Below are 24,407 nucleotides of genomic sequence, written 5' to 3'. Positions count from 1 at the left end.
TTCATGCTCCTTCAAAATGGCTAATTTCTCTTCCACGCAGTACTCATTTATTTTGGACATGAAAAAAAACTCCCCTTGATAAACAGGTTTTATTATTTCACCTGTCTACCTAAAGGGGAGCATATCATGATTTGGCTGGCTTTTTTTTTGCGTTGTAATACTTCCGCCATGTTCGCGGTTGCCGGATTCTGGCATGATGAAGGAGGTTTAATCGTTAGCCGCAATGTTCCAAGGCGAGAACTTCTGATGTTCCGCAGTGCCGGTCCGGATCGGTCCAAGTATACTGAGCGATTGGGCGACATTAATCCAACAAAGTTATTATTGGGTTCGAATCCCAATCGTCTATCAGGGCGCCAGGTTGGATACTCGATACAATCAATCGAGCAATAGAGCATGTAGAAACGATCTTCCCGGGAACGGTCGGAGCAGCGGCGGTACGCCCATTCCTGTCCGTCTTCAAAAGAAGGCGCGGCAAGCAATGCGCGAACGCAGCAGGTTCCGCTTTGGCCGGACTATGCAATCAGGGAATACCGCGTAGCAGAAGCCGTTCGCGCCAGGCTGGCTGAAGCATGAGGCAGACATGGATGGCAAGGGCTCCATCGTCTGCTCATGACCAATGCAGCCGATCGGCGGCGCACGCTATTCGAAACTCGGATTCCGTCCCGATGCTGAAGGACCGCTCTTCGCGGAAGATCAACTTATGAAGAGGTGAATGTGATGAAAAAATGGATAGAAACGACAATCGTCAAATCGGATGAGCGGGGACTGCTCTTTCATAAAGGAAGCTATAAACACAGCTTAAAGCCGGGAACGTACCGCAACTCCGCATGGTCGGGGAACGAGATCGTCGTCATGGACGTATCCAAGCCGTTCGCGGTCCACGGCAAAGAGCTTGCGCTGTTCCGCCAGGATGCGGAGCTTGCTCAGGAGCTGACGTTCGTAGACGTTCAAGACCTTGAATATGTGCTGCATTATGAGGACGGTCGTTTCGTCTCCGTGCTGGGAGCGGGCAGCTACGCGTATTGGAATGTGCTGAAGGAGCATCGCTTCATGCGCATCGATATCCGCGAGCCTGAGCTGCCGTCCGAGTTGGCGTCGTCGATTCCTCTGCGGCTCATGCCTTATTGCACGGTCTTCGAAGTGGCGAGCCATGAGCGGGGAATGCTGCATTATAATCAGGTATTCCAGAGAGAGCTTGCACCGGGTAAATATGTTTTCTGGAAAAACGGTCCGGTCGGCGTTCAAGTGAAATTGGTCGATCTGCGCCAGCAGCAGCTGGATCTGACGGGACAGGAGATGATGACGGAGGATAAAATAACGCTGCGGCTTAACTTTGTCTGCCAGTATCAGATCGTAAGTCCGATCAGAACGCTCGAGATACGAGGCTTCGATGAACAGGTCTATATTACGCTGCAGCTTATCCTGCGCGAATATGTCGGCACGATGAAGCTGGATGATCTGCTGCGCGTGAAGCAAGAGATCGGCGGGTATGTGCTGAATCGCTTGAATGAGCATAGCGACCGGTTTGGCGTTCGATTCGCTTCCGCTGGTGTGAAGGACATTATATTGCCTGGCGAGGTGAAGGATATCTTGAATACAGTACTGCTGGCTGAGAAGAGAGCGCAGGCGAACCTCATCATGCGCCGCGAAGAGACGGCATCGACTCGAAGCCTGCTCAATACGGCGAAGCTGATGGAGGAGAGCGGGACGCTGTACCGGCTGAAGGAGCTGGAGTACCTGGAGAAGATATGCGACCGGGTAGGCAGCATCTCGCTTACCGGCGGGGGCAACCTGCTGGAGCAGCTGAACGCTTTGGTCGGCGCGAAGAAAGCCGGAGATCATTCGTGATATAATGATCTCTGGTTTTTTTTATTTTCGGGAACAAACAGATAAAAGGAGAGAGTGGCATGCCCGATTACCAAAAGCTTGTCCGTGACCGTATCCCTCACATCATCAGAGCCAAAGGCGAGAGCTGCCGCATCCGGGTTCTGGGCCTGCCGGAATACCGTAAGGAATTGAGGGCCAAGCTGCAAGAGGAGCTTCAGGAGTATCTGGAGGCGGCTGATCCCGCGGATGCGCTGGAGGAACTGGCGGATATGCTGGAGGTGATTCGCGCCTTGGCGCTTGTACACGGCAGCGATGCAGAGCAGCTAGAGGCGATTAGGTCGGAGAAAGCGGAGCAGCGAGGCGGTTTTACGGAACGTGTGTATCTCATCGATACGGACTAGAAAAGCGGCGAAAGGAGGAACGAACCCATGGATATAGACCAAGCAGACAGCAAGAACGGACCAAATAATGGGGAGGCAGAGCGATTCACGCTGGGCATGGGCTGCTTCTGGACCCCGGAGGCGCTGTTCGGTGCCATGCCGGGCGTGCTTTGTACCCGGGTAGGCTATGCGGGAGGCAAAACCGATAAGCCGTCATACCGTGAGATGGGCGACCATACGGAATGCGTTCAGCTGGAATTTGATAGCGGTAAAGTGGCTTTTGAGGAGTTGGTCGCCATCTTCTGGGAACGGCATCAACCTATCAATATTAACGGCTACAAAGGCAGGCAGTACCAATCGCTGCTCGTTTATGAGAACGAACGGCAACGGGCGGCGATTGAGCGGGTGCTGCACAACCGGGAGCGGAGCGGGCTCGGAAGACCGGAGACGGACATTGTGCCTTGCAGCGCCTTCTATGTCGCAGAGGAGCGGCATCAGAAGTATTACCTCAAGCGGTATCCGCAAGCAATTGAAGCGCTCAGCGCCAGATATCCCTCGCCCTCCCAATTGCAAGATTCCACGATTGCCGCCAGGCTGAACGGGTTGGCGAAAGGCTATACCAGCATGGAGCGCATCAAAAATGAAATAGAGGCATGGCAGATTAGCGATGGGGAGAGAAGCGACATATTGAGCTTGATATCCTCCATTCGTTGGTAGAAAAACGATAGCTGGGTTTGATCATTAATGCTATAATTTGTTAGCATTGTTCCGGCAATCGAAGGCTGAGGGCGCAGGTTGTGCTTCGAGATTGGCCTGTCAGCGAATAGGAGAGATAGGTTTGAAGGTGTATTTGATTCTGACTCAAATTGTATATGTCATTTTCTTGCTGCCCTGGCTGGTGTTCTGGGGATTGTCTTTCATGAGCTTTGACAATGGCATCGGCGTTGCCAATACGTCTTTCGTGCTGGCTATTACGGCGTATCCCATTGCGGTGGTGGCTTGCTCGTTAATCGCTTGGTTCATTCATAAGCGAAAGAAGAAGACAGCGGTTATCGTCAATTTGATACCGATGCTTTGGGTGCTGGGACTTGGATCTCTTCTACTATTATAAAATCAAAGTTCATTCAGACCGTTAGGGTGAGGAGACTCGCCGCTGACGGTTTTTTTAATAATCGCTGTGACCTGATGCTACGGTTGATACATGATTTATGGCGTTAAATGCTCAGCAGTACCAAGAAGCTTGGGGCCTGTGGCGCTACAGATTTGCATACGGAACGGATGCGCTTGTGATCTTTTGCTGAATGCCTTGTCATCCTCACCTGATCATAATAAAGTTAAGGTAGTGAAAAATTCGGAGGCTAATCATCGATGAACATGCCGCGTGAAGAGGTCAGGAGTCGTTTTGTAGGACGGACCAAGGAGAAATCATACCTGAAGGAGTGGCTGACCCATGCGGAAGCCCCTCTCTCCGTGCTGGCCGTTACGGGAATCGGCGGAGTCGGCAAGTCGACGCTGCTGTCGGAATATATGCGCATATGCTCGGAGCGAGGCGTGCTGTGCCTGTGGCTGGACGGGAGGCATTTGGTTCCTTCTCCGCTGGCCTTCATGGATCATTTGACGGCGGCGCTTGTTATGGAAGGCGGGGGGTACCCTGCTGCTGCTCCTTTGGCGCCTCTCTTAAAGGCAACGCCGGAGAAGCGCGTACTGGTCTGCATCGATAATTACGAGGATATGCGGATGCTGGAGCGCTGGATGATGGACGCTTTTATTCCGAAATTGTCCAAGCAAGGCGTAATAGTAGTGCTTGCCTCTCGACCGGCATTCTCGATTGATTGGTCTAGCCATCCGCGGCTGGCCTCATCTTGCCGATTGATTACGCTTGAAAATTTTAATCGTACAGAAACGGAGAGCTACTGGATAACGGCGGATAAGAGGCAAGGGGATCATTCGCTTCAAGAAGCCAGCTTATATGATTTAACCGGCGGCCATCCGTTAACGCTGGCGCTTACGATGGATACGCTCGGGCGGAACGGGGAGCTGCATCTGCCTCCGCAAGGAAGCTTCCATATTTCCAGTCAGCTTAGCGCACGCATGCTGCAGGAGCTGGCCGGTTCCGGTCTGCTCCCGATTGTGGATGTATTGTCCGTGCTGCATACGGCGAATCAGGAGGAGCTGGCGCATATAAGCGGCAGCGCTGTCTCCATAACGGAATTCCAGGCGCTTGCCGGACTTTCGTTTATTCGGCAGACACCGGGAGGCATTACGCTGCATGACTTTGCGCGCCTCCATCTTCTGCGGGATCTGAAGCTTCGCGAGCCGGACCGGCTGCATGCGCTGAGGGATCGCGCTATGAACATGCTGCAAAGCCGATTGCAGCAGAGTGAGATTCCCGCCATGCGGCTGCGAATTGCTACTCAGATGCTGCAGATTTGTAGGGAAGCCCTGCCGCTGCTGAATCGTCAATACGCGAATATCTCAGCGGAGCCTTTCACAGGGAGCCTGGATTTGCCGCGCAAGGAAGATCTGCCGTTGCTTCAGGAGCTGCTAAGGCAATGGTGCGAATATAGCGTCGATCCCGTGCAAGCCGTGAAGTATCATAGGCTGCTGGATGAGCTGTACCTCCACGCGCCGGAAAGCATCGCCGTGCTTCGCGATCGCGATGGGGAGCCGATCGGGATGATTATCGTGACCCTTCTGCACCGGGAGACCAGTGAACTGCTGGCTCGGACCGAGTTCGATGAACTGGAGGAATGCGAGGCGGTGATGGATGTCTATGTCTCGCCGGAGGAGGCCGATACGCATTTGGCTGTCCTGGTTGCTGCCCGGGAGGATTATCCGGGCTATACGAGAGAAGAGCTCGTCGGCCATATGGTTCTGGACAGGCTGTCGCTGCTCGGCGAGGGGACGAGAGTGTTTCTTGTCGCGACCAACGATCATTTGAAGGCATTCCTGTCGGGTCTGGGGTTTGTGGCGGGTCCGACTGTAACCGGCAAATGCGATACGTCTTTCGCGAAGTCCGAGCTGTTATCATTCGACCATCGCAACGGCGGATTCGGCGCTTGGGTGATGGACTTTTGGCGGAAGGCCCATTCCGCCGCCGAGGATCCGGCAGGCTTGCCGCTTGAGTTGACGGAGCGAGAGAAGGAAGTGCTGCAATGGATGGCGGAAGGCGCCTCCAACAAGGAAATCGCCGCCAGGCTGACGGTGACAAGCGAAACCGTGAAGACGCATGTCCGCAACATATTCAGGAAGCTGGACGTAGACCGCCGGATGAAAGCCGTCGCGAAGGCTGAGAAGCTGAATTTGCTGCATTCTTAAGTATGCCAAAACAGTTATAACCGTTTTTTACATTGAAGCTGCTGAATACATGAAGTATGATTGCTCTATTACATTTGGAGAGGAGGCCGAGGGCCGTGATCGTTAAGATGATGAGAATTCGCAAAGCAAACCTAACCTTCCATAGCTTCATTGTCCTTCGGCCTCTACGGGCCTGAGCTGAGATTAGCGGCAGCGCGCATCCATCCGGATATTCGGATGGCGCTCGTGCCGGTTTATTCTTTATGCTTGAAGACCGTAAGCCACTGGGCTTACGGTCTTTTTTCATTTTCCAAAACAAGAGAGGATACACGAATATATGAATACTAGCAATCAAGAAACGTATTACCGGCAGATTGACCTCCCGGCAGGCGATCTGCATATTTACGCGAGTGACGGGCTGTTCCGCGACATGGGAGCCAAAGTGCTGGAGATGGCGAATAACAATTTGCAAATTCCGAATATCCGCTATATGAGCTATACGCCGGATGCCCATGTAGGCGTCGGAACCTGCATCGGCACGACGGCGGTATGGGGCGAGGAGGACGGCTTTGTCTCCCCCTCTATCGTAGGCAGCGACATCGGCTGCGGCATGCGCGTCCATGTGACGAACCTGAAAGCGGACCAAATCAAGGATGTCCGGCTGCGGCGGAAGCTGGTGAAGGCGATCGAGCGGCTCATTCCGGTGGAAAGCCATACGAGAGGCTACTTCTCAGACATCAGACTGGAGCATGTGCTGCGCAAGGGTCTTCACGGCTTGCCGGGCAAATATGTGCCGGATGCCTATACGCCAAGACGCGCCACTTCGCTGACTCATGTGGAGAGCAGCGGGTTCCGCTTCGACGAGAATGCGCTGAACCGCCTGCCGGAGCCGGTATGGCACCGTTCGCACCGCCAGCTGGGCACGCTGGGCGGCGGCAATCACTTTGTCGAAATTCAGTCGCTTCAGATCAACCCTGAGAATCGGGAAGTGGCCGAGCAATGGGGTCTCTTCGACGGTCAAGTCATCGTCATGATTCATAGCGGGTCCCGCGCCTGGGGCGGAGCGGTGAATCAATATTGCAGCACCGATGTAGCCAAGACGATGCGCAGGCTGGGCCTTGGCACAGCCGATCCCAAGCTGCAGTTCGCGCCGCTGGACAGCGAGGCTGGGAACACGTATACGAATCTGATGTACTCCGCTCTGAATTATGCCATTGTGAATCGCCACTTGCTGGCTTATGCGGTGCGGGAGGCGTTCCGCGACGTCCTTGGCCCTGCCGTGGAGCTGAAGACGCTGTACGATTTGATGCACAATTATGCCTGCGGCGAGGGCGAGGAAGAGGAAGAGCGTTATTTCATTCACCGCAAGGGAGCGACAAGGGCGCTTCCGGCAGGGCATCCCGGTAATCCGTCACCTTATGCAGCGACAGGCCACCCCGCATTAATCCCGGGCTCGATGGGAACGTCCTCTTATCTGATGGTAGGAGCGCCTGGCGGTGCCGGCAATTACTATTCCATCTGCCACGGTGCGGGACGCATTCGTTCCCGGAACGCCACGAAGCAGCTGGTAACCGTCGATGAATTCGCAGCCGCCATGCGTGTGGGGCAAGAGGACGAGATCGTCGTCAACCATCGCGCACTGGAGTCGATTCTGGACGAGTCTCCCCAAGCCTACAAGGATGTTGACCAAATCATTGAAAGCGTCGTTGGAGCCGGCCTTGCCACTGTCGTGGCCAAATGCAGCCCGCTCGCGACAGTTAAAGGAGTATAACGATGAGAGCAACCGCACAGTTAACACATGCCGTTATGAGCGCAGCCGCCAAGTCCGAGCCTGTCCCGTTCCTTGCCCCACGGGGCAAGGGCGCTTCCTTGGCGGGAAAGGTTTACTTTGATTATCCAGAGACGGTACGCCGTATCTTCCACTTTCTGCAGGAGCGGTTCGGCTGCCCGTTCCGCCTCTACTATCAGGAGGACAGCAATGACATGTGGGATTCGCTAGAGGAGGATATCCGAAGAGTGCATCCCGGCGTCGAGCATGCAGCCAGCTTGTATGATCTAGTAGAGACCGATATGTTCCGCTATGAATCGGACCCGGTCTTGGCCTTGCGCGAGGGCGCGTACGAGATCAGGCCATCCGTGCGCAATAATCTGTTCCTGTACCCGGACTTTAAGGTTGCGTTCGCCCGCATTCCGAAAATGTTGAATCACGGATTGGGCTACGAGGATCTGATCTTCGCCGAGCATGACGAAGGGATGACCGCGTTCCTGGCAGATATGAGGGAGCGCCAGCTCGCCAGCCGGAAGATTATGCTCTACAGCGATACGCGAGACGGACTGGAGAGGGAGCATATTAGCGCGACCACTCCTGTCGAGCGGAGCGACGTCTTTATGGACGAGACGCTGAAGACGCATATTTACCGCTCGGTCGACGAGTTTTTTAACGAGGAAGGCTCCTTCTTCGAGACATACGGCATTCCTTATAAAAGAGGCATTCTGCTATACGGCAAGCCGGGTAATGGCAAGACGACGCTGGTCAAGTCGATCTCCGGCACGGTGGGAGCGCCAGTCGCCTACTGGCAGATAACGGAATATACGAACAGCGAGTCGATCAGCGAGGTGTTCTCGGCAGCGGTACGGATGGCGCCGATGGTGCTCGTCATTGAGGATATCGACTCCATGCCGGAATCCTGCCGCTCTTATTTCCTGAACATTCTGGACGGAGTGGCTTCCAAGGAAGGCGTCTTCCTGATCGGCACGACCAACTATCCCGAACGGATCGACCCTGCGCTGATGAATCGCGCCGGCCGCTTTGACCGGGCTTACGAGGTGAAGTCGCCGGACGAGCCCCTGCGGCTAGCGTATATGCAGCGCAAGGGGATCGAGAAGCTGGTAGACGGCGAGACGATGCGCGAGGCGGCCAGGCGGACGGACGGCTTCACCTTCGCCCAATTGAGCGAGCTGTATGTGTCGGCGGCGCTGCAGAAGCATTACGAAGGCGAAGTACGGCTAATGGGCATCATTGATGAGATGAAGTCGGACTATTCGAAGGGCAAGAGCGGCGATTGGATGAAGGATAGAGGCTCCGTCGGATTTTTGTAGGAAGTAGAAAGAGTTTCTCCTCTTTATAGTTGAAAGATAGGACCATACAAGGCCATGCAGCGAAGGTTCCGCTGCATGGCCTATTCATGCTGCTTTTTCATACGGGTAGGCATACGCCGTGCAGCGGGCTTTCGCCCGTACATATGCTGGCGATAAGCATCATTTCTGTGAAGGGAAGGTAATGGCGTTATGGCTAAGAAAAAAGTCTCCAAACCGGAGACTTCCTTATCGGACAGCTTGCTTGTTCTCTCGGCGCTGATACTGGTCATCTCCGGTGCATTTGCAATCGCGGGGCTGGAGAAGGCGAGAGAAGAAGACGATACGAGTATTGTTGCTCCTATTGCTGCGACCCTGTAATACTGTCAATTCTCCATGTGTCAAGCGGGGACAGTCTTCCCAGATGAAATACGCTCACGGACTTGTTCACGCATCGGCCTCCGCGCACCTGGCAAGTCTCCACCGGGATGTCAGCTGTTAGCGCCGTGTCTGGAATATCCTCAGGCGCTATAAACAGATGGCGGATAGCGGCTTCTTGGGCGCCGAAGTGCCGGGTATTCGCTTGGGGCGACAGACTGTCGGCAAAAACGCCGCGCATGAGCGCCCGATCGCCGTATTCGTTGGCCAGAAAGAAGGCATTGACCGTATCATACGGATCAAGCGCGCCAATAAAGGGTTCAAGCGTTCCTGATGCTTTGGCGACCATAAGCTGATGACCCAGATCGATATTGCCTTTGCCATGCGTGGAACTGCCCTGGAAGTGGATGCAGAAGTGTCCGTTAAAGCCATTGCCCGGAATGCCGTCTCCGCCATGGGGCATGCCATGCATGGAAGCGGCCAGCGTACGGCCATTGGCCTTGACAAGGATCGCTCTACGATGCCAGCTCCACTTGCCGCCGTAGATTTCTTTCATCGTCTGGCTGTCTGCTTTGGTCAAAGGCTGTACATCCGCATGGCTGCTTCCGGCTCTGCGCTGGGCGTTGAAGGAAAGGCCGGTCTCCAGATCAACGACCGTCAGGTTGGCCTTGCGCGGAACGACCCTCTTCGCTTCCTCCCATGGAAGCAGCTCGCCGTAATGCCGGGCGCGCAGCTGCCCAGCCTCTTGGAGAAGCTTGCTGCGAGCTGCAGGACGCAAAAGGAGGATTTGCCCGTCTTCCCGGTGGAGATTGCCGAGTGCGTCCACTATATAGACGAGCATGCGGTTCCCTGCAGCCTGCCGGATCGAGAGGTAGAGATCGGAGGCGGGCTGCGGTCCTTGTCCTGCATTCGTCGCCCCGTCCAGCAGCGAAGACGGCAATACTTTGACGGATTCATGCCCCGCATCAGGGGAGGAACGGACATGCAGCTCTGCGCGGGAAGGGGCAGCGATCACGCGGCTTGAAGAATACGCCAAGCCGATGACGATAAAGAGAAGAGCGAATAGGATTGCTTTCCTCTTAACGGATTGTAAGCTTTGCAATAAACGGTTCATGAGCATTCTCCTTCGTAAGGTATAGCATGAAGCTGAACAAGGAAATCCTACTCGTTAGGCATCTTGAATCTACAAGTAGGAGTGAGTATGGTGAAATGGAAAGCGGCTGCGGCTTTTTGTTGCGTAATGCTGATGATATCATCGCCTTCCGGTGCTAGTCCGGCAGCAGGTGCGAAGGAACGGAAATATTATGAGACAAGAGGCGAGATCGTCTGGGAAGTGCCAACGGAGAAGAAGGTGATCGCCCTCACGTTCGATGATGGACCAAGCCGGAAGGATACGCCTGAAATCTTGAAGCTGCTGGCGGAATACGATGCGAAAGCTACGTTTTTTATTATTGGAAAACATGCGGAGCGTTATCCAGATATCGTGAGACAAGAAGTAGAAGCAGGGCATGAGCTGGCGAATCATACGTTCAGCCATCCTTTTTTCAACAATCGTTCTTCTCTGGACGCGATGAAGAAGGAAATCGAGCAAACCGAGGAGACGATTACGCGTATTACAGGTCAAAAACCGGCCTTATTCCGTCCTCCGGGCGGTTACTACAGCGATCGGCTGATTGATGCGGCGAAGACTTTTCATTACCAGGTTGTGCTATGGTCCTGGAATCAGGATACGGAGGATTGGAAGCGGCCGGGCGTACATAAGATTGTGAACAAGGTGCTTCGCAATGCAAAGAACGGAGACATCATTCTCTTCCACGATTTTGTGGCGGGTCAGTCCCAGACGGTGCCGGCATTGAAGCAAATCTTGCCTGAGCTGAAGGAGCGCGGCTTCCGGTTCGTCACGGTATCTGAATTGATCGGGTATGATCAGGTGCCTCATGTGAATCAGTAATTATGATGAAAGACCCGGCGGCAACGCCGGGTTTTTTGGCGTTTGCGGCCGAGTTGAAGACATTTGGGTGATGGCTAATGGGCCATGTGCGAGAATGGTAATGGCCATGGTATGATGAATGGGACTAACAAAAGGGTAGAGCTGGCGCATGTCTGGCATGGTCAGGCTGAGTGCGCTGCTCGCTATTCCATGCATTACGCATTGCTGGGGGGAGAGGGCAAGTGTCTGCAACATTGCTGTACATAGAGGATGATCGAGAGATTGGGGAATTCGTAAGCAGCCATCTCGAGAATTGCGGCTATGAAGTGAAGTGGCTGCGGAGCGGGGATCAGGCGCTTGAAGCGGCGAAGGATTGCGATTTGGTCATTCTGGACGTCATGCTGCCAGGGCTGGATGGATTTACGGTCGGTCAGAGACTGAAGAAGTCCCTGCCCGCGCTGCCGATTCTGTTGCTGTCAGCCAGAACGGCCATTGACGACAAGCTGCAAGGGCTGCAGTTCGCGGACGATTATGTCACGAAGCCGTTCCATCCTGATGAACTGACGGCCCGCATTGAAGTGCTGCTTCGCCGCTCCGGTACGGCGGCTCCTGATTGTTTGGCCGTCAAGCATTTGCTTGTTTATGAACGGGAGAATCGAATTGTGAATCAGGATACGGGCGAAGAGGTTGCGCTTAGCGGCAAGCAATTTCATATATTCAATTATTTGCTGAAACATTTGAACCAGATAATGACGAAGGAACAGATCTATGAAGCGGTATGGGGAGAGCCTTATCTCGACGGCGATAAGACGCTGATGGTTCATATCCGCTATCTGCGGGAGAAGATTGAGAGAGAGCCTGCTGCCCCTGAGATCATCGAGACGGTACGGGGCATCGGCTATCGGGTGAGGGCGTGAGCGGCCGTCGGGCGTCCGGCCGAAAGTCCGGCTGGCTGGCGCGGCAATCCTTGCTTACCCGGTACCTGATGATTGTGCTGGGAGCTTTCCTCTTTATTCCGATTATCATTCCGCTCGCCAGCTTGCTCTATATGCTTGCGCAGCTGGCGCTTCACCCCGATACGACAGGAGAGACAAAGTACGGCGGCGCGAGCGAAGTAGAGTCTGCCTGGCATGCCGAAGCAAGAAGGATGGACGGCTTGTCGTCTGCAGAGATCGACGAGCGCATGCGCGCGCTGGCAGTCCAATATCCAGATGCTTCAGTCTTCTGGGTCGACAGAGAAGGTAGAACCCGGCTGGAGCTTCCGGAAGGAGCTGCGGGACAAGGGCAGTGGACGGTGGACAGTGCGATCCGGTTCATGAAAGCAAGGATCAACGGTGATCCGTTCACCGTAGTTTCCTTCCTTGGGAAGGAAAATGCCGATACCGCTTTTATGGTGCTGCAATTGCCAAGGAGCGATCTTCATGCGTCCTCCGGCTCCGCATCGGGTACACCTTTCATTGCGGGCTTTATCTTTCTGATGTTTGCCTTTCTGGCCGCGGTATCGCTGCTGTTCTTCATGCATATCCGCAAGCGGCTTCTGGCGCTGCAAGCAGCTATGTCGCTCAGAGACGAGCATGGATTGCCTGCTCCCGTAGAGGAGAAGCGGCAGGATGAGATCGGAGGCTTGGAGTCCGCCTTTAACGGTATGGTGGAGCAGTTGCAAGAAGGCCGGATCAGACAGTCAGAGGAGGAGGAACTGCGCAAGCGGCTCATCTCGAATTTGTCGCATGATCTCAGAACGCCGCTGACGGTGATGAGAGGACATCTCTATACGCTGAAGAACGAACCTTTAACAGACAAGGGCAAGGAGGCGGTAACCGTTCTGGAGCAAAAGACGGAAGGGCTCGGAGGCTTGATCGATAATCTGCTGTCGTATACGCTTATGACGAGCGGGCGATACCAGCTGTCGCCGGAGCCGCAGGATGTGCTGCGGCTGACGCGCGAGAGCGCCGCATCGTGGTATCCCGTATGGGAGAATGCGGGGATTGAAGCGGATATCAGATTGCCGGAGGAACCTATAATCTGGAAGGTAGACCGCGAAGGCTTCCGCCGCGTGCTGGACAACCTGTTCCAGAACGTAGTCCGGCATGCGGCAGAGGGCCGTTATGCGGGCATCCGCCTGGAGCGGATGGATGGTCAGACCGTTCTTGTCATCGAGGACCGGGGGCCGGGCCTGAATGCCGGCAATGGACATGGCGCTGGTAAGGGGGCGGGCATTGGCCTTGCCATCGTCGAGTACTTGCTGCGGGAGATGGGGCTTGCGTGGCAGCGGGAAAGTCTGGATCAGGGTACGCGTATCCTGATCTATGAATCGAATACAAGCGATGAAGCCGGCAGCTGATGCCGGCTTTTTTTAAACGAAATTTAAACTTGGCCGTCTCTTGTTTTAACCTGGCGCCGGTATGCTGGTAATCGAGGTGATGGAGATGAAGGAATGGATTATCGAGACGAGCGGTCTTAGCAAGAGATATAAAGGACGTTATGCTGTCTCTAACTTGAATTTGAAGATTGGAAAAGGGGAAATATTCGGCTTTCTCGGGCCAAACGGGGCAGGAAAAACTACGACTATTCGGATGCTGCTCGGATTAATCCAGCCAAGCGGGGGGAGTATTCAAATCTTCGGACAGCCGCTGCGCCGCAATCGGCTGCAAATTTTAAGAAGAATAGGCTCCCTGGTCGAATACCCGTCCTATTACGGGCACCTGAGCGCAACGGACAACCTGGAGGCGATTCGACGGATTATCGATGCACCGATGAACAGAATTAGCGAGGTGCTGGAGATTGTCGGCTTGACGAAGGAAGCGAAGCGGCCGGTCAAAGGCTTCTCGCTTGGCATGAAGCAGCGGCTCGGCATCGCCAGCGCCCTGCTGGGCAGTCCGGAGCTGCTGGTACTGGACGAGCCGACCAATGGTCTTGATCCTGCGGGTATTCTGGAGATTCGTGAGCTGATTAAGGCGATGCCGCGCGAGCATGGCATTACGGTGCTGATCTCCAGCCATCTGCTCAGCGAGGTGGAGCAAATGGCGAATACGGTAGGCATAATCCGCCAAGGCGAGATGGTGTTCCAGGATTCCATGGCAGGCCTGCGGGAGCAGGCACAAGGCAGCATGGCGCTGCGCGTATCCGATTCGATGGGGGCGATGCGGGTGCTGGCGGATAGAGGCATTCAGTCGGAGCATGACGGTTCGCTGCTCACCATCGGAAGAACGGATGACGAGTTTGTCGCGAAGGCGGTCAGGGAGCTGGTGGCAAGCGGCCATTCCGTCTATCGGGTGGAAGAGAGGCGAAAGTCGCTGGAGGAGCTCTTCCTGCGCATTGTCGGGGAGGGGCGGGGCTTATGATGCTGAGGGCAATGCGAGCCGATTGGCTCAAGCTGAAGGGGAAGGGCTTCTGGTTTCTCGTCTGTCTTGGACCCGTCGGCCTGATCGCGATGCAGGCGCTTAATTTCGGCTTGCGATATGACTATTTGAAGAAACTGTACGCAGACGATCTGTGGGGCGGTTTGCTCGACAATATGGCTGTTTTTGTGCCGATAGCCCTGCTGATGGGCATTACGATTCTATGCTCGCTTATCGCGAATATCGAGCATAACACAAGCTCGTGGAAGCAGCTGCTTGCTTTGCCGATTTCGCGAACGGCGGTGTTTTTTGCCAAATTTGCGGTCGCCGTGATTATGCTCGGCGTGTCATGCGTACTGCTGGCGTTGGGAACGGCTGCGCTTGGGTTGGGACTTGGCTTCGGGTCGCCGCTCCCTTTGGCTGATATTGCAAAGCTGGGCTTCTATCCGTTCATCGCAGCCCTGCCGCTCCTGGCCTTGCTGCTATGGATGTGTCTGACGCTGCGCAATCAGGCGATTCCCATTACGCTGGGTGTCGTGCTCGCTGTCTTGTCGATGTTCGCCATCGCAGAATGGCTTCCCCTCACCTGGCCGCTGCTTGCCTATAAGGCGCAGAATCAAGAGATTTTTTTGGCGGCAGGAGCTCTGGGCGGATTCATTGTGCTGCTTGCGGGGACGGTTCATTTTGCCAGAAGGGATGTGAACTAGATGAGGTTAAAATCCTTTATAGGCCTGCTGGCATCTGAGCGGCTAAAGCTGGGGCGGTCCCCGATCTGGCTGCTTGTTCCAGTGAGCCCGGTGATCGGCCTCGTCATCGGCCTGCTAGCGTCGTTTGATGGCACGGCTGATGCAGATCGCTATGTCGTGCTTCAATCGGCTGTGCTTACGCTGCATGCGATGCTGCTGCTCCCGATTCTGACCGGCATATTCGCTTCGTTCGTATGCCGTTTCGAGCATGGGGGCGGCGGCTGGAAGAGCATGCTGTCGCTGCCGGTGACAAGAACGGGGCTGTATATGGCAAAGTTCGTAACGGTAGCTGTTTTACTGGCTATTACGCAGCTGCTGATTATGGCCGCACTGGTCCTGGCAACCCAATATCATCATATAGCAGGCGGGGTAGATTGGGCCATCGCTTTGCCTTCGCTCCTGAGTGGATGGGTAGCCTGCTTGCCGCTTGCGGCTTTGCAGCTGTGGGCTTCCATCGGCTGGAGCAGCTTTGCCGCTCCGCTCGCTATCAATGTGGCGTTTACGCTGCCGAATATTCTGATCGTGAATTCCGCAGACTACGGTCCGTTTTATCCATGGGCCCAGCCCGCGCTTGCCATGCTGTCAGTCAGTGGTGGAGGCATGGAATTCGGTGCCTTTACGCTTCCGCTTGAGAATGTGCTTATTACAGTCGGAGGGAGCTTCGTCGTGTTTTTGCTTGGAGGCCTCGCTCACATGCAGCGCAAGGAGATTTAAGTTAACACGTAACTGTACAAACCATAATGAACAAAAGGAATTTGTCCTAAGGAGCGGAGATGTTGCTCGGCAACGGAACTTCGCCTTCTAATAGGTACAAATTCCTTTTTTCTGTCTTGCACGCTAATGGTGTATCGATCACTTCGAATCTCGTATTATGTCTGTGTTGGCGATTGCAAGGCAATGGAACGCCCTACCATATCCTTCCGTCTATACACGCTAAGCATAAGACCGACCAAGGCGAATTCCAAGACGGATACGGAGCTGAGATGGAGGAATGGCAGCTCGATGCCCATGATCGGCAGCACTCCGAGGCACATAAGCAAATTCCAGACAAGACGAATGCCGAACACGGCGCATAAGCCGATCACAAGGCCTCTTCCGTAGAAATCATTAGTCTTGAAGCCCATACGAACAATCCGAACGATAAAAGCCAGGATGAGAAGGGCAATCGCAGCTCCGAATACCCAGCCGAGGCTGTAAATCAGGTAGGAATACATCATTTCATTGCTTTGATGAGGCAATCGGTTATTAGGGATCGCAAGTCCGTGCCCCCACATGCCGCCAGATTGGATGGCTTCCACGGAGCGGACGGATTGGAAATTGGCATCCGGATTGTTACTCAGATATCCTGTGATCCTTTCCCATACATAAGTAAAACGATAGGATGTATGCGTGATCATTATGTAGGTAATAACCGCAAACGACCCTATACATAAGGTCAAAAAGCGAAGTCTGCCATACAAGAGAAGCAAAACGAACAAGCCAAACGAGTATATGATGAGCTCTGCCAACTCAGGAGCGCTCAGATACAAGTAGGCCGGAATTAAAATAAATACAGCTACTCGCTTAAGCCCGTCCATGAACTGACTACGAAAATCGGGGTTAGAAGCAGTATTCTCTTTCTCTCTTTGCATATAGATAATGCCAGCAAACGCGATCATGAGAAGATATGGAGAGTAGGCAAAAATGTTCAGCGATATGGTGCCGATCCTAAGCCATTTCGTAGAGCCATTCATCTCAGACCCGTAGAGTTGTGTAAGTGCCATCAATATAATTGTCGCCCAGTACAGGGGCCACGACAGCTTCAGCAGCTTGTGATAGTTGGCAAAGTAGAGCGCAACGAGCAAAACGATTCCTATTAATCCATAGACGACTTTTGGAAGAAGGGACGTGCTGCTTTGCGTCGATTCCGGCAGGGCGAACAGAAAAGTGAACAACGCAATGCCAATCATGGCGGCGATTAAGCCGATCACGCTCCACTCCGGCTTCGGCTTATGCGCGGCATTGAGGCCAACGCCCACGGGCTTGGCGTCCCCCATTTGCTTCACAGCTGCCTTGATGGCTTCCTCTAGGGAAGTTGATTCGTCTTCCATTAACTCTTCGATCCGCTCCGTAAGATGTCCGAGCAGCTCCAGCTTAATATCTTCATGCACATCTCTGGCTTTCACATGAGCGCAAATCTCTTCTATGTAAGCGATAACCAAAGGGTGGCTGGCGATAGGATCAGTCATAAGCTGCCCTCCCCGATTACGCGATCTACCGTTGTGCGGAACAGCGTCCATTCCTTATGCTTCTCTTCCAGCTGGCGCAGTCCTTCCTCTGTAATACGGTAATACTTGCGTTTCCTCCCGCCTTCTTCATGCCAATAGGCCTCGACCATGCGCTCCACCTCAAGCGTATGCAGAATCGGATATAGCGTGCCTTCCTTGAAGGTGAACACATTGGCCGAGCTCCGTTCGATTTCCTTCGTCATTTCATAGCCGTACATATCCTTTCGGCCAAGTAACGACAGAATCAGGATGACGGTGCTTCCTTTCATCAATTCCTTGTTGATTTTCATGGCTCCGTATCATCTCCTCCCATACCTTTATTTTCAATGCATCGAATATCTAGGTATAAGTATATAACTAGGTTAATGAGATTTCAAGCTATAGGGATTGGAGGTACATGTATTTGTCCGTCATAAGTCGCTACCAAGAATGAACCCGATCCGGCAGATGGAGGGATCGGGCATGATTGAGCGATTCCCATCTTTGTCCGATTGCGGACAAAGATGTTGTTATCGCCCACTTCTACAGACCTACAGCCGCCGACGAATGAGTCCTTCGCCAGGGCGGCTGCCTGTCCAGAGTTCCGGCTGCACCTATAGGCTAAAGGAACCATCATCCTGTTCATGAATGAAGGTTTGTTGGCATACGATGACAGAATAAATGAAGTGTTGTTAGACGAACCAGCTACTCGGCTGTCCCATCCAGACGTAGATTGCCATGAGGCCGAATAATAGCAGCGCGAACGATACAAGTACGCTCGTGTGCCGCAGAATGGGGTTAGGCACTAGACGATGAAGCGTTGTGGAGGCGTCTCTGCCGCCGATGATGAAGACAAGCAGAAGCGTGTGGACAACGGCGTGTCCGATGATTTCGGTTACGCCGAATATCATTGTTGTCGTCAGGAAGAGACCCGTTAACATAAGCGCGCTGAACCGGTTCAACAAGCCGGCTATAAAGGCCCAAGCCAGTCCAATTTCAATAAAGGCGCTGATCAAGACAAAATCCTCTACCGTAAAACCTAAAGAAGGAATGCCGTATTCATGCATCAGCGAGCAAGCGAGCTTGGCGAGCGTGAATTTCTCCATCGCCAGCCAGGCGAGAGAGATTCCCGAGAAGAGATAGAGTACGATGGGGTAGGTGTAGTGAAAGCGAGTATTCGCAACGAACAACGTGTAGATGATACCGAGGTAAAACATATAGTCGAACGCATGAAACAAACCATATTGGCGTGAAACGATAAGGTAAAGCGTAAGAATAGCGGCCCCGCTTATAACAAGCGTTCGCTTGTGAACCAAACCTAGAATGGCGATCGTTAGGATGACATAGACGCCGGGATCATCGGATACAAGTGTTGGCGCCAGGTAGGTGCCGGTAGCCAGTTGCATAATCAACCCGATGCTAAGGCCTACGCGAAGGACGGTAAGCATATGGGGCTTCAGCCGGTTCATGAAGCGGTCGACGGCCATGCTCCATGGATGGCGGTTGAGATATGGGGTGCTTAAAGAAACGATTAACAGTACGAACAGGGTAAAACCTAGCCAAAAAAGAAACGTAGGGGTTATAACGCGAGAAATAGCCTGCGGTGTCCAGTCATGGTCCCGAATGAACCATTTTACGTGTAAGAGTACCGGGACATAGGCCGGCGAAGCAGGGAACATTTTGTAAACCTCCTTCAATCATCGGATTCGTACGTAGCTGGAATGATCGGTATGGTTTATACAATTATGTTTGGACTCCCCCTGATGGTATGGATCGTGCAATCCGAATACGCGAAAGCATTCCCTCCTTTTTCAAAAAACAGTTATAAAAAAACGTAATTAGCATACCTCCTATACAATGCCATTTTCAACCGCTAAAATGACTAATTCATGCAAGATCATTGAAATTTCCCCCAATTCTCACAAAAATCTCCCTTACAAAAGTTGGATGCATTCACTACGATAAGGGTGGGACATGTGTGATGGATATGCGTCCAAAGGCCGACATCGAGTGGGGGTGTTTAACAAGTTGAACGTTGAAATTATCATATTGAACATACCGTCCATTCTGGGGATGGATGACTATAACTGGCTGCTTAATCAGGTATCTGAGGAGAAGAGGGGGAGAGTAAAGAAGCTGAGGTTGTTGAAGGATGCGTATCGGACTCTGCTGGGTGAGGCGCTTGTGCGTGCTGCTATAGTGAGTCGGCTTGGGCTCGACAATGAGCATATTCGTTTTGCAAAAAATGAGTATGGCAAGCCGTCATTAGTCAGCCATGGCTCCTTCCATTTTAACGTGTCTCATTCGGGAGAATGGGTGGCCGTGTTCGTAAGCCAAGCCCCTGTGGGCATTGATGTGGAAGAAATTAAGCCCATTGATATGAATATTGCGGAATCGTTTCTGTCCGAACGGGAATATCAGCGGCTGATGTCCTATAATCACGGGGGGCGATTGCCGCACTTCTACGAATTGTGGACACTGAAGGAGAGCTATATCAAGTGCAGGGGAGAGGGGCTTTCTATTCCGCTTCACTCCTTTTCCATCATGGTGAATGAAGATCGCAGCATTTCGCTGGAGCCGGAAAGCGGGCCATATTTCTTCAAGACGTATGAGCTGGATGAGAACCATAAGCTGGCGGCTTGCTCTGAGGCGGATCAGTTCCCACCGAATGTGACAAGGTGGAGCTTCGAGGAGCTTCGCATGATGCTGGAGTTGGATTGGTCGAAGGGGATTATCTGAAGAGAGCATCGATGGCTGGCATATTGGGCTCTGAGCGGATGGATCATTCCATGAATAAGAGCCTCTGCCCGTTACGGGAGAGGCTCGCTTGCTTCATATCTCATGAGTGCCTTCGTGGAGGCCTCCAGCATCCGTCTTCTCATATAGCCTTGGTCAATCACTTTGACACGGAGCCCGAGAAAACGAATTTTGGAAAGCAAAAATTCACTTTCGTCCGCGAGATGCTGAATATGGATGCGGTACGTATCCGTTTCTTCCTCATAGGACACATTCTTATCGAAGCAGGAGAAGGCTGACAGAATACGGGACAGCTCCGCATTGTACAGCGGATTGACCTCGACGAGTGCCGTCCGTTTGCGCGCCTCCAGCAGTTGGAGAAGTCTTGCTCTGGCTGTGGTTGTACGCTCTGCCGGCAGCTCCCACGGATGCAGCTCGACAATATTGCGAAGCTTGGTCGACATGAGGTTATGCTGCCTTGTGCCGTACCATAGCAGGTACCACTCCCGTTTGACCATGGAATACTCCAGCTTGTAAGGGATGCCGGTCTGATCGGCTTTCTGTCCTCCATGCTTAAGCTTGGTGGTCAGCTTCATGCCTTGGCCCTGTATGATATAGCGTCGAAGCTGGCGCAGCAGGGGATGATACACATGCCGATCCTTGTTTCGGCCCTTCTCGACAATGATGCGCCGAAGATGGAAGGGTGCCTCGTTCTGCAGCAGAGCATTCAGCTTATCCAGCGTTTCCGGCGTAAAGGCATGCCCGGCAGCATCCAGCTCAAGCATCGATTTCAGCCATACCCGCTCCTGAGAGGTAAGGGCGAATGCGCCGCTCTCATCCAGACGCGATAAAATTTGATAGTTAAAGATCTTCTCGAACGGGTTCATAATACGACTGAATCTCCTTCCATTCCGTGATAAATTCCTTGCGCAGCCATAAGGGAGCGAGAACCTCGCAGCTGGAGCCGAAGCTCCTGAGCCAAGGTTTGATCTCCGTTATGCCATTCACGACGATTTCGTAGATGAAGGTCGATTCCGACTCCTCTGTAATCGTCCCCCACTGCCCCTGTGACTCTACACGCTCCCGGACAAAATCATGAGCCGAGCCCTCCGGTCGGAAGAAACGCACTTTGACAGGGAGCGGTCTCATGGAATCGATCACCCAGCTTTGCTGCAATTGCCTCTCGGCATGGGCGAGCCGCATATCGAACTCTTCCTCCGCCACGGCATCGCCTAGCTCCACACCCGTTAATCCTTCCATACGGAATTTCATGACGCCTTGCTTGCCTTGATGCGCGATTAAGTACCATCTGCCATATTGATGGTCATAGATGACGCGAAGCGGCAGGACGGTCAGGTCCGTGCCTTCCGATTCCCGCTCGAAGAGCGGATTCGTATTTTTGGAGGCGTATCGCTTCTCCTTCTTCGGCGACAGATAGAGGAAAGTCAGCTTGCGCCTCCCTTCGATCGCTTGATAGATTGTATAGAGATGCGCTTCGTCCAGAATACGGGAATGGTAGTGGTATTTGTACACATGCGACTCGGTGATATCGGTCTCGAGGCCCCTTAACCTCAGCGCCTTCTTCAGCGTATCCCGCAGCAGATAGCCTTGTACGGAAGGGATCTGCGTATTCGCTAATATATCAACATAATCATAGAGATCGATCAGTTCGTCGTTTGTCAGCGCATCGACAAGTTCCGTTGAGGCACGGTAGCGGTAGGGTCGTTTGCCGTCTGCTCGGAAGATGACCCCGATTTCCTCCAAATATTTTAGATCGCCGCGTATCGTTTTTTCATCGGGCGCCGGATAATCGGCGGGCATGCTCTCGCTGCACAGGTCCATCAGCTCCATGGCGGTTAAAGCTTGCTGGCGCATCGCCGAGAGCAACAGCGTAAGGCGCAGGCTCTCCGAAGCTTTAATAGACTTCGCCCGATAGAGAAACAGCAGCAGCGGATCGGCCGATTCATAGTGGTTGTACCTGATGGCTTCGGTCAATGCCATGTCTTGCTCATTCGTGAGACCCTGTTGGTTGGCGTTCATCATTTCCTTCAAGTAACGCAGCGTTTTGTCATAGGTATGTACGGAGATGCCGAGCCGGGCGGCGAATTGCTGCCGGTTGTACGCATCCCCGGTCAGCGTGAGCAGCCGAAGAAACTGGATTTCCTTATCGAAGCTCTCTCTTGCCATAGCAGCATCTCCTCGCTGGTTGGATTGTTGAATGGTTTACGCTTTATTCTATCAAAAGGATAGAGTGGTGGAAATGGAGGTTTTTTCTTCGGGTCGCCATACTTTCACCCTGTTCGCGCACGCGTAGATAAAGGACAATAGGATCAACGAAAAGAGCGGCTAGAGCTGAAGGGGGTAGGGTAATGACAGACATGACTATAAAGATCCGGCAAGAGCTGGAGCGGCTGGAGCAAGAGGAGGGTGTCCGCATCTTGTACGCCTGCGAATCAGGCAGCAGAGCGTGGGGCTTTCCGTCGCAGGACAGCGACTATGATGTGCGTTTCATCTATGTGCGTCCTGTAGATTGGTATCTCTCCATCTTTGAGAAGAGGGATGTGATTGAGCGGCCGATCAGCGAGATGCTGGATATAAGCGGATGGGATCTCCGAAAGACGTTGAATCTGTTCCGCAAGTCCAATCCGCCGCTGATGGAGTGGCTGGACTCTCCGATTATTTATTCCGAGGCGCTCCAAACGGCGGATCGGCTGCGCCGGCTCAGCTATGAAGCATATTCGCCCAAGGCGAGCATCTATCATTATTTGCATATGGCGCGCGGCAACTACCGGACCTATCTGCAAGGCGAAGTTGTTCGGCTTAAGAAATACTTCTATGTTCTCCGGCCTATTCTCGCCTGCGAATGGATATTGCTCAATGGATCGATGCCGCCGATGTCCTTCGAGAGCTTAGTGGATGAGCTGCTGCCGAAGGACGGCGAGCTCTACCGGTTGATTGAGGAACTGCTTGCTCGCAAGAAGGCAGGAGACGAGCTGGACGATGAGCCGAGGCTTCCGTTGCTCAATGCATATATTGAAGATCGTCTAGCTTCATTGGAGCAAGCCGCAGCGCAATTGCCGGGCGCAAAGTCCGATATTGACGCTAAGTTGGATGAACTGTTCCGCGAGTTGTTGATAGAGGCGTGGAGTGAATCGTTATCATAATTCCTATAATGTATATGTAGCAATGAACGAAAGCATCTAATTAAGGAGAGAAACAAAATGGCTTACCAAACCATAGATGGCGTGCGCGTATGGGGCAATCCCGAGGACGGCGCGCTGTCGCAAGCGAAAACCTGCGCCGAGCACGGCCATGTCGTGCAGGCGCTGCTTATGGCCGATCATCATAAAGGCTACAGTCAGCCGATCGGCGGGGTCGTCGTATACGACGGACAGATATCGCCTTCGGGTGTAGGCTACGATATTGGCTGCGGCAACAAGGCGGTCCGTACCAATCTGATGGCGGCAGACGTCCTCCCACGATTGGATGTAATTATGAACGAGCTCGCCCGCACCATCTCCTTCGGGGTTGGCCGCGTGAATAGCGAACGGGTGGATCATGAGCTGTTCGATGATTCCGATTGGAGCGTCTACGCTCAGGTAGGAAGGCAGGAGCATGACAAGCTGAAGGCGCTGGCTCAGAGCCAGCTGGGAACGGTCGGCAGCGGCAATCATTATGTCGATTTGTTCGTGGAAGGGGAGAGCGGCAGACTGTGGATAGGGAATCACTTCGGCAGTCGGGGCTTCGGACATAAGACGGCTAGCGGATTTCTGAATCTGGCAGCGGGCCGCGAGTTTCTGGGCAAGGCGCCGGGCGAGAGCATGGATCAAGTTCCCGTATTGTTCGATCTGGACAGCGAGCTTGGCGACATGTATTACCGCGCCATGAAGCTGGCGGGCAGATATGCCTACGCGGGGAGGGACTATGTCATCCGCGAGGTGCTATCCATATTGGAGGCGGAAGCAGACTTCGAAGTGCATAATCATCACAATTATGCTTGGAAGGAAACCCATGACGGAGCGGAGCGAATCGTAGTCCGCAAGGGCGCTACACCGTCCGCGCCGGGGCAGCTTGGTTTTATCGGAGGGAGCATGGGCGATATCTCCGTCATCGTAAAAGGGAAGGACACAGAGGAGAATAGGGATTCCTACTATAGCACGGTGCATGGCGCCGGACGAATCATGAGCCGGACGCAGGCGGCGGGGAAGATGAACTGGAAGACGCGCACCCGCTCAGGAGGATTGATCTCGCCGGAGCAGATGCGTGAGGCAGTGCAGCAATACGGTGTTATGCTTAGAGGAGCGGGTACGGATGAAAGCCCGTTCGTCTACCGCAAGCTTCAAGAGGTGCTGGATGCCCACGCCGAGACGATCGACGTGCTCCATGTGCTGAAGCCGATCGGCGTCTGCATGGCAGGTGCAGATGAATTTGATCCTTATAAGGATTAACAACTA

23 protein-coding genes are annotated in these 24,407 nt (G+C 53.5%); 17 read left to right on the top strand and 6 right to left on the bottom strand.

From position 1 onward, the window contains the following. Positions 1-717 precede the first annotated feature (717 nt). The 8 genes from D3P07_RS23860 (at position 718) to D3P07_RS27220 (ending at position 8,960) form a co-directional block, all read left to right on the top strand. Positions 718-1,848, top strand: coding sequence for a slipin family protein (locus D3P07_RS23860; RefSeq protein ID WP_119803007.1), 1,131 nt, complete (start codon positions 718-720; stop codon positions 1,846-1,848). Between the two features lie 59 nt (positions 1,849-1,907). Next, positions 1,908-2,228, top strand: coding sequence for a nucleoside triphosphate pyrophosphohydrolase (locus D3P07_RS23855; RefSeq protein ID WP_119803005.1), 321 nt, complete (start codon positions 1,908-1,910; stop codon positions 2,226-2,228). Between the two features lie 27 nt (positions 2,229-2,255). Next, complete coding sequence (locus tag D3P07_RS23850) at positions 2,256-2,924, top strand: peptide-methionine (S)-S-oxide reductase MsrA (protein ID WP_119803003.1); 669 nt, start codon at positions 2,256-2,258, stop codon at positions 2,922-2,924. Between the two features lie 127 nt (positions 2,925-3,051). Beyond that, positions 3,052-3,318 (top strand): hypothetical protein, encoded by a 267-nt coding sequence (locus D3P07_RS23845; protein WP_259391673.1) that lies wholly within the window; start codon positions 3,052-3,054, stop codon positions 3,316-3,318. A 257-nt stretch (positions 3,319-3,575) separates the two neighbouring features. Then, on the top strand, positions 3,576-5,525 hold the full coding sequence (locus D3P07_RS27815) for a LuxR C-terminal-related transcriptional regulator (protein WP_310732575.1): 1,950 nt from the start codon (positions 3,576-3,578) through the stop codon (positions 5,523-5,525). A gap of 316 nt (positions 5,526-5,841) precedes the next feature. Further along, positions 5,842-7,275 (top strand): RtcB family protein, encoded by a 1,434-nt coding sequence (locus D3P07_RS23835; protein ID WP_119802999.1) that lies wholly within the window; start codon positions 5,842-5,844, stop codon positions 7,273-7,275. A gap of 2 nt (positions 7,276-7,277) precedes the next feature. Then, positions 7,278-8,603, top strand: coding sequence for an AAA family ATPase (locus D3P07_RS23830; protein WP_119802997.1), 1,326 nt, complete (start codon positions 7,278-7,280; stop codon positions 8,601-8,603). 189 nt (positions 8,604-8,792) lie between these two features. Further along, positions 8,793-8,960 (top strand): hypothetical protein, encoded by a 168-nt coding sequence (locus D3P07_RS27220; protein WP_182914485.1) that lies wholly within the window; start codon positions 8,793-8,795, stop codon positions 8,958-8,960. Here the strand turns inward: D3P07_RS27220 and D3P07_RS23825 are convergent. Further along, complete coding sequence (locus tag D3P07_RS23825; RefSeq protein WP_119802995.1) at positions 8,941-10,071, bottom strand: hypothetical protein; 1,131 nt, start codon at positions 10,069-10,071, stop codon at positions 8,941-8,943. The genes D3P07_RS27220 and D3P07_RS23825 overlap by 20 nt on opposite strands. 87 nt (positions 10,072-10,158) lie before the next feature. Between D3P07_RS23825 and D3P07_RS23820 the strand changes: the two genes are divergently transcribed. The 6 genes from D3P07_RS23820 (at position 10,159) to D3P07_RS23795 (ending at position 15,685) form a co-directional block, all read left to right on the top strand. Next, complete coding sequence (locus D3P07_RS23820; RefSeq protein WP_259391670.1) at positions 10,159-10,908, top strand: polysaccharide deacetylase family protein; 750 nt, start codon at positions 10,159-10,161, stop codon at positions 10,906-10,908. Positions 10,909-11,129: 221 nt separating this feature from the next. Then, positions 11,130-11,804 carry a response regulator transcription factor gene (locus D3P07_RS23815; RefSeq protein ID WP_119802993.1) on the top strand — a complete coding sequence of 225 codons (675 nt, stop codon included), beginning with the start codon at positions 11,130-11,132 and terminating at the stop codon, positions 11,802-11,804. Continuing rightward, positions 11,801-13,228: a sensor histidine kinase gene (locus D3P07_RS23810; protein ID WP_259391669.1), complete on the top strand. Its 1,428-nt coding sequence runs from the start codon at positions 11,801-11,803 to the stop codon at positions 13,226-13,228. Before D3P07_RS23815 ends, D3P07_RS23810 begins: the two co-directional genes overlap by 4 nt. An 85-nt stretch (positions 13,229-13,313) precedes the next feature. Further along, a complete protein-coding gene (locus tag D3P07_RS23805; protein WP_119803038.1) occupies positions 13,314-14,228 on the top strand; it encodes an ABC transporter ATP-binding protein in 915 nt (304 codons plus the stop codon). Continuing rightward, positions 14,225-14,932, top strand: coding sequence for an ABC transporter permease (locus tag D3P07_RS23800; RefSeq protein WP_119802991.1), 708 nt, complete (start codon positions 14,225-14,227; stop codon positions 14,930-14,932). The genes D3P07_RS23805 and D3P07_RS23800 overlap by 4 nt, the downstream gene beginning before the upstream one ends. After that, positions 14,933-15,685 carry an ABC transporter permease gene (locus tag D3P07_RS23795; RefSeq protein WP_119802989.1) on the top strand — a complete coding sequence of 251 codons (753 nt, stop codon included), beginning with the start codon at positions 14,933-14,935 and terminating at the stop codon, positions 15,683-15,685. 155 nt (positions 15,686-15,840) lie between these two features. Here the strand turns inward: D3P07_RS23795 and D3P07_RS23790 are convergent, their stop codons facing one another. The 3 genes from D3P07_RS23790 to D3P07_RS23780 form a co-directional block, all read right to left on the bottom strand. Beyond that, positions 15,841-17,199 carry an FtsW/RodA/SpoVE family cell cycle protein gene (locus D3P07_RS23790; RefSeq protein ID WP_182914484.1) on the bottom strand — a complete coding sequence of 453 codons (1,359 nt, stop codon included), beginning with the start codon at positions 17,197-17,199 and terminating at the stop codon, positions 15,841-15,843. Beyond that, positions 17,196-17,528 (bottom strand): PadR family transcriptional regulator, encoded by a 333-nt coding sequence (locus tag D3P07_RS23785; RefSeq protein ID WP_119803036.1) that lies wholly within the window; start codon positions 17,526-17,528, stop codon positions 17,196-17,198. The genes D3P07_RS23790 and D3P07_RS23785 overlap by 4 nt, the downstream gene beginning before the upstream one ends. Positions 17,529-17,909: 381 nt before the next feature. Then, positions 17,910-18,704, bottom strand: a complete 795-nt coding sequence (locus tag D3P07_RS23780) for a hypothetical protein (protein ID WP_259391668.1) — start codon at positions 18,702-18,704, stop codon at positions 17,910-17,912. 541 nt (positions 18,705-19,245) lie between these two features. Here D3P07_RS23780 and D3P07_RS23775 point away from each other — a divergent pair. Further along, positions 19,246-19,956 carry a 4'-phosphopantetheinyl transferase family protein gene (locus D3P07_RS23775; RefSeq protein ID WP_182914483.1) on the top strand — a complete coding sequence of 237 codons (711 nt, stop codon included), beginning with the start codon at positions 19,246-19,248 and terminating at the stop codon, positions 19,954-19,956. A gap of 71 nt (positions 19,957-20,027) precedes the next feature. Here D3P07_RS23775 and D3P07_RS23770 read toward each other — a convergent pair whose 3' ends face one another. Together D3P07_RS23770 and D3P07_RS23765 are read right to left on the bottom strand one after the other, a co-directional pair. Then, a complete protein-coding gene (locus D3P07_RS23770) occupies positions 20,028-20,840 on the bottom strand; it encodes a WYL domain-containing protein (RefSeq protein ID WP_119802981.1) in 813 nt (270 codons plus the stop codon). Next, positions 20,815-22,140, bottom strand: a complete 1,326-nt coding sequence (locus D3P07_RS23765) for a helix-turn-helix transcriptional regulator (protein ID WP_119802979.1) — start codon at positions 22,138-22,140, stop codon at positions 20,815-20,817. Before D3P07_RS23765 ends, D3P07_RS23770 begins: the two co-directional genes overlap by 26 nt. A gap of 182 nt (positions 22,141-22,322) precedes the next feature. Between D3P07_RS23765 and D3P07_RS23760 the strand changes: the two genes are divergently transcribed. Beyond that, positions 22,323-23,117: a nucleotidyltransferase domain-containing protein gene (locus D3P07_RS23760; protein WP_119802977.1), complete on the top strand. Its 795-nt coding sequence runs from the start codon at positions 22,323-22,325 to the stop codon at positions 23,115-23,117. A gap of 57 nt (positions 23,118-23,174) precedes the next feature. Further along, positions 23,175-24,401 (top strand): RtcB family protein, encoded by a 1,227-nt coding sequence (locus tag D3P07_RS23755; RefSeq protein WP_119802975.1) that lies wholly within the window; start codon positions 23,175-23,177, stop codon positions 24,399-24,401. Positions 24,402-24,407 lie beyond the last annotated feature (6 nt).

Source organism: Paenibacillus sp. 1011MAR3C5 (assembly GCF_003591485.1).
In the GTDB taxonomy this organism is placed as follows: domain Bacteria; phylum Bacillota; class Bacilli; order Paenibacillales; family Paenibacillaceae; genus Pristimantibacillus.
This window is presented reverse-complemented; position numbering and strand designations above follow the sequence as displayed.